The 12,111-nt window shown below is 66.7% G+C and carries 10 protein-coding genes; 6 read left to right on the forward strand and 4 right to left on the reverse strand.

The genetic code is table 11. The annotated features are described in order from the left end of the window. Positions 1–79 precede the first annotated feature (79 nt). The 4 genes from KEC55_RS25665 to KEC55_RS25680 all read left to right on the forward strand — a co-directional run bounded on the left by KEC55_RS25665 (position 80) and on the right by KEC55_RS25680 (position 4,943). Positions 80–1,420 carry an MFS transporter gene (locus KEC55_RS25665; RefSeq protein ID WP_282507916.1) on the forward strand — a complete coding sequence of 447 codons (1,341 nt, stop codon included), beginning with the start codon at positions 80–82 and terminating at the stop codon, positions 1,418–1,420. Further along, positions 1,417–2,634: a mandelate racemase/muconate lactonizing enzyme family protein gene (locus KEC55_RS25670; RefSeq protein ID WP_282507917.1), complete on the forward strand. Its 1,218-nt coding sequence runs from the start codon at positions 1,417–1,419 to the stop codon at positions 2,632–2,634. Before KEC55_RS25665 ends, KEC55_RS25670 begins: the two co-directional genes overlap by 4 nt. 15 nt (positions 2,635–2,649) lie before the next feature. Further along, positions 2,650–4,317, forward strand: a complete 1,668-nt coding sequence (locus KEC55_RS25675; RefSeq protein ID WP_282507918.1) for a GMC family oxidoreductase — start codon at positions 2,650–2,652, stop codon at positions 4,315–4,317. A 77-nt stretch (positions 4,318–4,394) separates the two neighbouring features. Then, complete coding sequence (locus tag KEC55_RS25680) at positions 4,395–4,943, forward strand: hypothetical protein (protein WP_282507919.1); 549 nt, start codon at positions 4,395–4,397, stop codon at positions 4,941–4,943. Positions 4,944–5,088: 145 nt separating this feature from the next. Here KEC55_RS25680 and KEC55_RS25685 read toward each other — a convergent pair whose 3' ends face one another. Then, a complete protein-coding gene (locus tag KEC55_RS25685; protein ID WP_282507920.1) occupies positions 5,089–5,982 on the reverse strand; it encodes a LysR family transcriptional regulator in 894 nt (297 codons plus the stop codon). 120 nt (positions 5,983–6,102) lie between these two features. Here KEC55_RS25685 and KEC55_RS25690 point away from each other — a divergent pair, with 120 nt between their 5' ends. Then, on the forward strand, positions 6,103–7,134 hold the full coding sequence (locus tag KEC55_RS25690; protein WP_282507921.1) for an NAD(P)H-quinone oxidoreductase: 1,032 nt from the start codon (positions 6,103–6,105) through the stop codon (positions 7,132–7,134). Between the two features lie 33 nt (positions 7,135–7,167). On the opposite strand, the gene KEC55_RS25695 is transcribed toward KEC55_RS25690, so the two are convergent. From KEC55_RS25695 to KEC55_RS25705, 3 genes are all read right to left on the reverse strand, one after another. Then, positions 7,168–7,989: a quaternary amine ABC transporter ATP-binding protein gene (locus KEC55_RS25695; protein WP_176048568.1), complete on the reverse strand. Its 822-nt coding sequence runs from the start codon at positions 7,987–7,989 to the stop codon at positions 7,168–7,170. Between the two features lie 14 nt (positions 7,990–8,003). Further along, complete coding sequence (locus tag KEC55_RS25700; protein WP_176048569.1) at positions 8,004–8,969, reverse strand: ABC transporter permease; 966 nt, start codon at positions 8,967–8,969, stop codon at positions 8,004–8,006. A 70-nt stretch (positions 8,970–9,039) separates the two neighbouring features. Continuing rightward, positions 9,040–10,077: an ABC transporter substrate-binding protein gene (locus KEC55_RS25705; protein WP_044848040.1), complete on the reverse strand. Its 1,038-nt coding sequence runs from the start codon at positions 10,075–10,077 to the stop codon at positions 9,040–9,042. A 575-nt stretch (positions 10,078–10,652) separates the two neighbouring features. Between KEC55_RS25705 and KEC55_RS25710 the strand changes: the two genes are divergently transcribed. Next, on the forward strand, positions 10,653–11,804 hold the full coding sequence (locus KEC55_RS25710; protein WP_282507923.1) for a porin: 1,152 nt from the start codon (positions 10,653–10,655) through the stop codon (positions 11,802–11,804). Positions 11,805–12,111: the final 307 nt, after the last annotated feature.

Genomic DNA, 12,111 nt, shown 5'->3' on the forward strand with positions numbered 1-12,111 from the left:
GCGCGCCGCCCCTGATTCAACCAGAACATAAAAAACCTGCAGGCCTCCGCTTCAAGGACGCCTGATGGAGGAAGACATCATGCCGACCCAACCGTCGACGCCCGCGGCGTCGCTCGCGTTGCAAGACAAAACGCTCGACGCCCACGCGTCGCCGCATTCCCGTGCGCAACGCTACCTGCAACTGCTGCTGCTCGTGATCGCCGCGGGCGCGATCTACCCGATGCTGTATCTGCGGCAGGTGTACCAGCCGACGATGCTGCAGTTCTTCCATATCGACGACGTGCAGCTCGGCTACCTGTATTCGTCGCTCGGCACGATCTTCCTCGTCAGCTACTTGCCGAGCGGCTGGCTGGCCGACCGCCTGTCGCCGCGCTGGCTGATCTGCTTCTCGCTGCTCGCCACCGGCGCGCTCGGGCTCGTCTACGCGACCGGGCCGTCGTTCGACACGCTCGTGCTGATCTTCGGCGGCTGGGGGCTGACCACCGGCCTCACGTTCTGGGCCGCCGTGATCAAGCGCGTGAACATGATCGCAGGCCCCGACGAACAGGGCCGTTTCTTCGGGCTGCTCGACGGCGGCCGCGGGCTCGTCGAGGCGCTGCTCGCGACGATCGCGATCACGCTGTTCGCCTACGTGACGCAGGCGCACGGCGGCACCGATGCGGCCGGCTTCAAGCTCGTCGTGCATCTGTACGCGTTCTCCTGCATCGCGCTCGGCGTGCTGCTCGCGCTGGTGAAGGATCCGGCGGGCGCGAACGAACGCAAGGCCGTGACGGAACGCCGAACAGGCAACGTGCTGACCGACCTGAAGACGCTCGCGGCGATCCCCGAGCTGTGGCTCGTCGCCGCGATCGTGTTCTGCGGCTACCAGGTGTTCTGGGCGACCTACAGCTTCTCGGCCTACCTGCACGAAGGCAATTTCGGGCTCAGCGCGACGGCGGCCGGCTTCATCACGACGCTCAAGCTGTGGATGCGCCCCGTCGGCGGCATCGGCGGCGGCTTCCTCGGCGACCGCGTATCGAAGGTGTCGGTGCTGTTCTGGGCGCTGGTGCTCGCCGCGCTGTCGCTCGTCGGGCTGATCGCCGCGCCCGCGCACAGCCCGCAGGCGATGCTCGTCGTACTCGTGCTGTTCATCGGCATCCTCACCTATGCGATCCGCGGCCTGTACTGGTCGCTGCTCGACGACTGCAAGGTGCCGACGCATTGCGCGGGCCTCGCGATCGGCCTGATCTCGGTGCTCGGCTATTCGCCCGACGTGTTCGTGCCGCTGATCAACGGCTACGTGACGCAGACCTACCCGGGCGCGCACGGCTACCAGCTCTATTTCGGCTACATCGCGGCCATCGCGCTCTGCGGCGCGGGCGCGGCTGCCTTCCTCAAATACCGCCTCAACCGCATTCACCGAATCCAGGAGTCCGTATGAAGATCGTTTCGCTCGAAACCCATATCGTCGCCGTGCCGCCGCCGCATATCGGCGGGATGTACTGGATCTTCGTGAAGCTGAAGACCGACGACGGCATCGAAGGTGTTGGCGAGATCTATTCGGCGACGTTCGGCCCGAAGGCAATGGCTCCGATCATCGACGACGTGTTCGAACGCCACCTGCTGAACCGCGACCCGCATCACGTCGAACGGCTGTTCCGCCAGGCGTATTCGAGCGGCTTCACGCAGCGACCCGACCTCACGATGATGGGTGTCGTCAGCGGCCTCGAAATGGCGTGCTGGGACATCATCGGCAAGGCGGCTGGCAAGCCCGTGTACGAACTGCTCGGCGGCCGGATCCACGAGCGGCTGCGCTCGTACACGTACCTGTACCCGAAGAACACGAAAGGCGAATACGACTACGACGATCCCGACCTCGCGGCCGAATGCGCGGCCGAGAACGTGAAGCTCGGCTTCACGGCCGTCAAGTTCGACCCAGCCGGCCCGTACACGGCCTACTCGGGCCACCAGTTGTCGCTGGAAGTGCTCGACCGCTGTGAGCTGTTCTGCCGCCGCGTGCGCGAAGCCGTCGGCAGCAAGGCCGACCTGTTGTTCGGCACGCACGGGCAGATGGTGCCGTCGTCGGCAATCCGGCTCGCGAAGCGGCTCGAAAAATACGACCCGCTGTGGTTCGAGGAGCCGGTCCCCCCCGGTCAGGAAGAGGCGATCGCGCAAGTCGCGAAGCATACGTCGATTCCGATCGCGACCGGCGAGCGCCTGACCACCAAGTACGAATTCCACAAGCTGCTGCAAGCCGGTGGTGCGTCGATCCTGCAGCTGAACGTCGCGCGCGTGGGCGGCCTGCTCGAAGCGAAGAAGATCGCGTCGCTCGCCGAAGTGCACTACGCGCAGATCGCGCCGCACCTGTACAACGGGCCGGTGGGTGCAGCCGCGAGCATCCAGCTTGCGACCTGCACGCCGAACTTCCTGATCCAGGAAAGCATCATGACGTGGGGCGGTTTCCACGCGGAAGTCGTGAAGACGCCGATCCGCTGGGAAGACGGCTACATCATCCCGTCGAACGAGCCGGGCCTCGGTATCGAACTCGACATGGACGTCGTGCGCCGCCACACGCCGTACACCGGCGAACGGCTGCACCTGCAGATGGGCGAACACCCCGTCGACGTGAAGGATCTCGCCCCCGCGAAGGGCTGAGCGCAAAGGACAGACATGAGCTACGACTACATCATCGTCGGCGCGGGCTCGGCCGGCTGCATCCTCGCGAACCGCCTGAGCGAATCGGGCCGGCACTCGGTGCTGCTGCTCGAAGCGGGCGAACGCGACGCGTCGTTCTGGTTCAAAGTGCCGGTCGGCTTCACGAAGACCTACTACAACCGCCGCTACAACTGGATGTACTACAGCGAGCCCGAGGCGCAACTCGCCGACCGCAAGCTGTACTGCCCGCGCGGCAAGGTGGTCGGCGGGTCGGGCTCGATCAACGCGATGGTCTACGTGCGCGGCCAGCGCAGCGACTACGACGACTGGGCGAACGCCGGCAATCCGGGCTGGGCGTACGACGACGTGCTGCCGTACTTCCGCAAGCTCGAAACCCACGCGGCCGGCGCGACCGATCCGCAGCATCACGGCGCGACGGGGCCGATCCACATTACGTCGATGAAGGCCGACGTGCATCCGATCGTCCACGAGTTCCTGAAGGGCTGCGGGCAACTGAACCTGCCGCGCACCGACGATTTCAACGGCGCGCAGTTCGAGGGCGCGGGCATCTACGACCTGAACACGAAACACGGCGAACGCTGCTCCAGCAGCTTCGCGTACCTGCGCCCTGCGCTGGGCCGCGCGAACCTCACGCTGCGCTCGGGCGTGCTCGTGCGGCGCGTGACGTTCGACGGCACGCGCGCGACCGGCGTGGTGGTCGCGGGCGCGCATGGCGATGAAACGCTCGTCGCCGCACGCGAGGTGATCCTCGCGGCCGGCGCGGTCGATACGCCGAAGCTGCTGCAACTGTCGGGCGTCGGCGATCCGGCACTGCTCGCGCGCCACCGCGTGCCGCTTGTGCAGGCGCTGCCGGCCGTCGGCCGCAACCTGCAGGACCACCTGTGCGTGAGCTTCTACTTCAAGGCGAACCGGTCGACGCTGAACGACGAGATGGGCACACTCATCGGCAAGATGAAGATCGGGCTGCGCTACCTGCTGACGAAACGCGGCCCGCTCGCGATGAGCGTGAACCAGGCGGGCGGCTTCTTCCGCGGCACGGCCGATGCGCAGGAGCCGAACATTCAGCTCTACTTCAATCCACTGTCGTACCGGATCCCGAAGAGCGACCGCGCAAGCATCAAGCCCGAGCCTTACTCCGGATTCCTGATCGCGTTCAACCCGTGCCGGCCGACGAGCCGCGGCACGATCGAGATCGCGTCGAACCGCGTGGAAGATGCCGCGAAGATCCACATCAACGCGCTCACCACGCAGAAGGATCTCGACGAGGCCGTGCAGGGCAGCAAGGTGATTCGTGCGCTGATGCGTGCGCCGGCGCTGAAGTCGATGACCGTCGAGGAAATCTCGCCGGGGCCGCAGGTCGATTCCGACGAGGCGATGCTGCAGTATTTCCGCGAGCAGTCGGGTTCGATCTACCACCTGTGCGGCTCGTGCGCGATGGGGCCGGACGCGGCGACGTCGGTGGTCAATGCGTCGCTTCGCGTGCATGGGCTGCAGGCGCTGCGGATCGTCGATGCGTCGGTGTTCCCGAACATCACATCGGGCAACATCAACGCGCCGACGATGATGGTCGCGGAGAAAGGCGCGGATCTGATTCTGGCGGATGCGTCGCGCGGCGAGACGACCGGCGCGCGGACAGGCGAACGGGAGCCCGTCGCGCACTGAGTGGTCGCCAGGGGGCCTGTCGAAAGTCGTTCATAATTCACGAGGTCTTCCTCCTCGCGCGGCAGGTTCCCGATTCAATGGCGACACAACAAAAAGAAATGAAGAGATGGCACGCGATCACCTTTCTCTCGCTGATTCTCGCGCCACTCGTCATCATGTTCGTCGGCCTGTTTGCGACGAAGCACTGCTACCCTGCCGACTGGCCCGGTTCCTCGGCGGTCGTCGCCGGATTCGCCATTGCCTTCGCGCTGCTTGCCGTCATCGTCACGTCGGACCTTCGAAAGGCGGGTGGCCTCAAGGAGCTCCTTTTCTGCCTTTTCATGTTCGGCGGCCTGGGCATGATGTTCGGCAACTTCACGCTCATCGCGCTGGTCAGAATGACCGCGCATTCGCCCCGCTCCTTCGAGGCCGGCTTCGCGCTGGACGAGTCCGGTCCGAAGGGCTGCCGGCACCAGGTCACGTTCATGGACGCCGGCCTCGACGCGCCGGTCTCGGTGTGCAACCGTGATCTGGATCTGCCTGACGCAAGCGCATCGGGCATCGTCCGCGTCAAGGAACTGGCCGGCCCGTACGGCGTGCGGCTGACCGACATCTCGGTCGTCACGTCGACCGCGGCCGGCAAGTAGTGTCGTCTCGCAACAAACCACCACCGGGTCGGTTCCCATTCGTGCGCCGCTCCACGAACCGCCTCGCATCATCGTCGGCCGGCCGCGACGGAATATCGTCCGGCGTGCCGTCGAGCAGGATCGCGATCCGGTCGCCGTCCCCGCCTCAATCCCCCGCCCCGCCCTGCACCGGCACCTCGTCGAACACCCGCACGATGTGATCGATCATCGCGCTCATCCGCGCGGTATGCCGCAAATCCTTGTGCGTCACCATCCAGACTTCGTAAGGCCGCGCCGACGTACGCGCCGGCCACACGCGCACCAGCGCGTCGCGCTCCGCGATCGGCACCGGGAGTTCGGCGAGCCCGAGCCCGGCGCGCGCCGCCGCGCGCAGCATCAGATTCGAATTCAGCCCCGACACGATCCGCCCGGCGCGCACCGGCTCGCCGACCACCGTGAGCGGGCCGCGCGCATTCAGGTGCGGCAGGAAGCACACGAGGTCATGCCCTTCGAAGCCGGTGCCAGGCACCGGTTCGCCATGCCGCGCCAGGTATTCCTCTGACGCGTACAAACCCGTCGGCCACGCGGCGAGCCGGCGCGTGAGCAGATCGGGATTGTCGGGCTTGATCGTGCGGATCGCGATGTCCGCCTCGCGCTTGGCCAGGTTCTCCACCTGCGTCGACGTGTTGAGCAGCACGCGCACGTCCGGATGCTCGTCGTGCAGGTTGCGCATCGCGCGCATCACGAATTCGAGCCCGATCGTATCGGTCGTCGTCACGCGTACGTCGCCGGCCAGGCGCCGGTCGACGCCCTGGGTCTGCCGCACCAGGTCGATCGCCGACTGCTCCATCTTCTCCACGTTGCGCAGCGCGACCTCGCCCACCGCGGTCGGCACGTACCCGGCCGACGTGCGCAGGAACAGCGTCGCGCCGAGCGCGCGCTCGAGTGCCGCGAGCCGCCTGCCGACCGTTGCCTGGTCGAGCCCGACCGCCCGCGCGGCGCCGCGCAGGCTGCGTTCCCGGTGGATGGCGAGAAAAATCCGTGCGTCGTCCCAGTTCAAGCGCCTTCTCCGCTGTGATGCAAATTTGCATCTGTGGTCGTGAAAATCGCTGCGCGAATTCATCAAGGCCCAAGCCTATACTTTTTTCACCGACCACTCACCTGTCTTTTCGAGGCAAACATGTCCGATACGCTCTCCTCCCTTCCCGCCGACATGGCGGCAGTCGAAATCACCCGCCCCGGCGGCCCCGACGTCCTCGCGACCGCACGTCGCCCCGTGCCGCGGCCCAAGGCCGACGAAGTGCTGATCCGGGTTCACGCCGCCGGCGTGAACGGCCCGGACGTGCTGCAACGCAAGGGGCTGTACAACCCGCCGCCCGGCGCGTCCGACATCCCGGGTCTGGAAATCGCGGGCGAAGTCGTCGCGACCGGCGAAGCCGTGCACGGTTTCGCGCCGGGCGACCGGGTCAGCGCGCTGGTGACGGGCGGCGGCTATGCGGAATACGCGGTCGCCCATCACCTCACGACGATGAAGCTGCCGCCCGGCCTCGACATGATCGAAGCCGCGGCGATGCCGGAAACGTTCCTGACGGTCTGGCTGAACCTGATCCAGCGCGGGCGGCTGCAGGCGGACGAGTCGGTGCTGATTCACGGCGGCGCGTCGGGCATCGGCACGACCGCGACGATGATCGCGAAGGCGATGGGCGCATCGACCGTCATCACGACGGTCGGCTCGGAAGCGCATCGCGCCGCGAGCCTGCGGCTCGGCGCGGATCACGCGGTGAATTACCGTGAGCAGGATTTCGTCGCCGAAGTCGACGCGATCACGGCGGGCAAGGGCGTGGACGTGATCCTCGACATCATCGCGGGCGACTACGTGGCGCGCAATTACCGGGCCGCGGCGATGAACGGGCGGATCCTGCAGGTCAGCGCGCTCAACGGGCCGGCGAAGGAACTCGACGTATGGCCGATGATGACCAAGCGCCTCACGCACATCGGTTCGACGCTGCGCTCGCGCACGCCGGAGGAAAAGGGCGCGCTCATCGCCGATCTCGAACGCCACCTGTGGCCGCACGTCGCGGCGGGCACGGTCAAGCCGCAGGTGTTCCGCACCTTCCCGCTCGACGACGCGCGCGGCGCGCACGTGCTGATCGACTCGGGCGTGCACGTCGGCAAGATCGTGCTGACCACAGCCGCGCACCGCGCGCAGTGAGCGCAGTACGCGGCCTGGGTAGCGCGATGCGCGTCAGTTCATGCTCGTGCGCTTCTCGACGAACCGCCGCACATAGTCGTCCGCCGGACGCGACAGGATGTCGTCCGGCGTGCCAACCTGCACGAGCGTGCCGTCACGCAGGATCGCGATGCGGTCGCCGATGCGCAGCGCCTCGTCGAGATCGTGCGTGATGAACACGATTGTCTTCGACAGCGTCGCCTGCAGTTCGAGCAGCTGATCCTGCATCTCGGTGCGGATCAGCGGGTCGAGCGCGGAGAACGCCTCGTCCATCAGCAGCACGTCGGTATCGGCCGCCAGCGCGCGCGCCAGCCCGACACGCTGTCGCATCCCGCCCGACAGCTCGTCCGGATAGTGATCGCCATACCCGTCGAGCCCGACCTTCGTCAGCCAGTTGCGCGCCGCGTCGGCCGCGTCGTGCCGTTTCTCGCCACGCGTGCGCAGCGCATACGCGGCGTTGTCGAGCACGGTCTGGTGCGGCAGCAGCCCGAAGTTCTGGAACACCATGCTGACCTTGAAGCGGCGCAGTTCGCGCAGCCCGTGCGCGTCGAGCTTGATCACGTCGCTGCCGTCGATCACGATCTCGCCGGCCGTCGGTTCGATCAGCCGGTTGAAGTGCCGCACGAGCGTCGATTTCCCCGAGCCCGACAGCCCCATGATCACGAAGATCTCGCCCGACTCGATACCGAGGCTCACGTCGTTGAGCCCGACGTTGCAGCCCGTTTCGGCCAGCACGTCGGCCTTGCGCTTGCCCGAGCGCAGCAGGTCGAGCACGCGCGCATGCGCGGCCTGCGGCCCGAACAGCTTGTACACGTGTTTGACGTCGATGGTCGCCATGTCTGCCTCCGTTCCTATGCGCGCGACGATTGCGTCGCCTGATTCGAATCGACGCCCGCCGACTGCGCCTTGCGCGGCAGCCGGTACGGCACGCGCGATGCGCCCTTCTGCCGGCGCTGCTGCGCGAGCCGGCGGCGTGCGCGCCGCTCCTGGCCGAAGCCCTGGCTGATCCGGTCGATCACGATCGCGAGGATCACGATCGCGAGGCCGGCCTGCGTGCCCTTGCCGACGTCGAGCGTCTGGATGCCCGCGAGCACGTCCTCGCCGAGCCCGCGCGAGCCGATCATCGACGCGATCACGACCATCGACAGCGCCATCATCGTCGTCTGGTTGATGCCAGCCATGATGCTCGGCCGCGCGAGCGGCAACTGCACGTTGACGAGCAGTTGCCAGCGCGTCGTGCCGAATGCGCGCGCGGCCTCCGTCACGTCCGGATCGACCTGGCGGATGCCGAGATCGGTCAGGCGGATCAGCGGCGGCAGCGCGTAGATGATCGTCGCGAGGATCGCGGGCACCTTGCCGAGCCCGAACAGCATCAGCACCGGGATCAGGTACACGAAGCTCGGCAGGGTCTGCATCACGTCGAGCACGGGCAACAGCAGCCGGCGCAGCCATGGGCTGCGCGAGGCGAGGATGCCGACCGGCACGCCGATCGCGACCGACAGCACCGTCGAGACAAGCATCAGCGCGAGTGTCTGCATCAGCTTGTCCCACAGGCCGAAGCAGCCGATCGCGTAAAGCAGCAGCATGAAGAGCACGCCGAGGCCGATTCGGCGCGTCGCATTCCACGCGATCGCGCCGACGACCAGCAGCACCAGCCACGGCGGCGCGACGCGCAGCGCGCCTTCGAGCGGCACGAGCAGGTAGCGCAACACGAGCACGCTGAAGTGATGGAAGCTGTCGCCGTATTGCGCGACGAACGTCTCGAGCGCGCTGTTCACCCAGTCGGCGATCGACAGGTGCAGAAAGAAGCCGTTCATGTTGATTCTCCGTCGCGCCGCGAAGGCGCGTGACGGCGGCAGCGGGCACGGGCCCGCCGCCGCGCGCAGGTTACGCGCCCTTCAGGCTGCCGGCGATCTTCTGCGCGACGTCGGCCGGCACCCACTGCTTCCACATGTCCTGGCGAGTCTTCAGGAACTGCGTGGCCATCGCCGCGCCGTCGATCTTCTTCGTCGTCATCTCGAGGATCGTCTGGTTCAGGAAGTCCATCGGAAAACGCACCTTGCCGAATACGCCGACGAGATCGGGATTCGCATCGGCGAACGGCTTCGACACGCCCACCGTCAGCCGCGACACCATGTACGACGACGCGCACTGGTGCGTGCTGCTCTCGTCGCGCAACGTCTTCCAGCATGCTTCGTTATAGGCCGGCATCTTCAGCGCGGTGAACTTGTATTTCGCCATCAGCGCGGCCGGGCCCCAGTAATAGAACACGATCGGCGCGCCGCGCTGGTACGCGGACGCGATCGCCGCGTCGAGCGCCGCGCCCGTGCCCGGATGGAAGTTCGTGTACGACTGGTCGAGCTTCAGCACCTTCAAGAGACGTGTGTTCACGCGCTCGCAGTCCCAGCCCGTCGGGCAGTTCAGGAAGCGGCCCTTGTCCGGTTCCTCCTCGTCGGCGAACACCTGCTTGAACTTCGGCAGATCGTCGACCGATACGAGCCCGGGCGCGACCGGCTTGATGTTGCGCGCCGGATCGCCCTTCACCACGTAGTCGGGCACGAACCAGCCTTCGGTCGTGCCGCCCGGCAGCGTGTCGCCGATCAGCTTCACCGCGCCCGACGAGACGGCCTTCGCGGTGATCTCGCTGCGGCCCGTCCACTGCTCGGCCCAGATCTGCAGGTCGTTGCGCGCGAGCGCCGTTTCGGTCGCGGCCGTGCTGCCCGGCACGACGTCCGTCTTGCAGCCGTAGCCCTTCTCCATGATCTGCCGCAGCACTTCGGTCGCAAACGACCCACTCTCCCACGTGATGCCCGCGAAATGGACCGTCTTGCCGTCGGCGCACGCGCCGCCGGCCGCGTGGGCCGCGGGCGCGGAAAGAATCGCCGCGGCGGCGAGAAGGACCGTTTTCAGTCGTCGAATCTGCATGGTGGGTCGTCTCCAAATCGAATCTGTTGTTTGTGCGTCGCGGCATGCGCGGCGACCGGCGAATCGTGCATCCAGCCACGTCCGGTCAGCCTGCATGTTTCAGCCGCCAATATGTTTAGGGAAACGAGTAATTCCGATCATTGCAATCGGCAGCGTCAATCGATCCCCGGGTGTACCGCGAGGCCCGCCGGACGGGCTTCCCGGCCGATTTCCCGTGCCCGCGCACGGCCCTGCCAGGGCCGCGTCGCGCCCCCGTTCGGCGAGGGTGCGAGCGGTGTTGCAGCGCGGCGCCGCGCATGCCGTTCCGACTGTCGAAACGGCCTGTCGCAACCCCATTGGCGAACCCGATCCCATCCATCGAAATTACTCGCTTTCGGTTCCTTTTCGGCTTGGGAAGAATGCGCGGTGTCATCGAAGGAGACACGACCCGGCACAGCCGGTCGCCGCGCCGCTGCGCATCGCGCGTTTCCGGCGCCGCGCGCGCTGCGCCAGGTCGCCCCGGATGACGGGGCGCGCCTCGCCGGACGCGCTCACGACAACCGATACAAGAAGCTGGATATCCCGGAGATCTCTCAATGAAAAAGACCCTGACGGCGCTCGCCGTAACGGCAACCTTCGCAGCCCCCGTGTTCGCGCAAAGCAGCGTCACGCTGTACGGCGTGATCGACGAAGGCCTGAACTACACGAACAACGTCGGCACCGGCCACGTCTACGAAATGGCGAGCGGCTACGCGCAAGGCAGCCGCTGGGGCCTGAAGGGCAGCGAGGATCTCGGCGGCGGCATGAAGGCGATCTTCCAGCTCGAAAACGGCTTCGACGTGAACACCGGCCGGCTCAACCAGGGCGGCCGCATGTTCGGCCGCCAGGCGTACGTCGGCCTGAGCCAGACGCAATACGGCACGCTGACGTTCGGCCGCCAGTACGACTCCGTCGTCGACTATCTCGCGCCGACCACCGCCAACGGCAACTGGGGCGGCTACCTGCTCGCGCACCCGTTCGACAACGACAACACCGACAACTCGTTCCGCCTCGACAACACGGTGAAATACGCGAGCCCGAACTTCGGCGGCTTCACGTTCGGCGGCGCATACAGCTTCAGCAACAGCACGAACTTCTCGGACAACCGCGCGTACAGCTTCGGCGCGCAGTACCAGAACAACGGCCTGCTGATCGGCGCCGCGTACCTGCAGGCGAACCACCCGGGAGACGGCTCGGCCGGCGCGATCACCGCGAACGACGCGAGCTACATCGCCGAGCGCATGCGCGTGTTCGGCGCGGGTATCAACTACACGTTCGGCCAGGCGACGGTCGGCTTCGCGTACACGAACTCGAACTACAAGAATCCGACCGGCAACGGTTACCTCGGCACGCCGGGCGCGATCATCGCACCGGGTGCAACGGTCAGCGCGATCAAGTACCAGAACTTCGAGGTGAACGGTTCGTACCAGATCACACCGGCGTTCATGGTCGGCGCGCAGTACGTGCTGTCGCTCGAGAAGTACGACGCATCGACCGGCAATGCGAAGCCGAAGATCCACTCGGCCGGGCTGATGGCCGACTACAACCTGTCGAAGCGCACCGACGTGTACGTGCAGGCCGCGTACCAGCACATCGCCGGCGACAAGACGAACTCGATCCTCGACAACGCGTTCATCCCCGGCACCGACGCGCCGTCGTCGACGTCGAACCAGGTGGCCGTGCGTCTCGCGCTGCGCCACAAGTTCTGACGCAACCCGGTTCTCCGTTCTTCACGCGACACCCGCGCCGGTCGGCCCGAGGTGTCTTCGCCCGCCCGCAAGCGCAAGCCTGCCGGCGGGCTTTTTCATGCGCGTCGCCACGCGTGACCGGCCGGCGCCGCCGCCGCAACGGATAGCAAGCAGGCGCGCAATCGCCCCGTCAACCGTGACAGGTCAACGCACGACGATCCGTCGATACACTGTGGGCCTGCGCAACGGCCGCCATCCCCGCCTTCCTCGATGCCGGCCACCGCCTTCATTGCGCACGGCCTGCCGCCTTTCGTCCGCGCCGTGCGCC

Origin of the sequence: Burkholderia cepacia, assembly GCF_029962485.1 — a bacterium.
GTDB lineage: Bacteria > Pseudomonadota > Gammaproteobacteria > Burkholderiales > Burkholderiaceae > Burkholderia.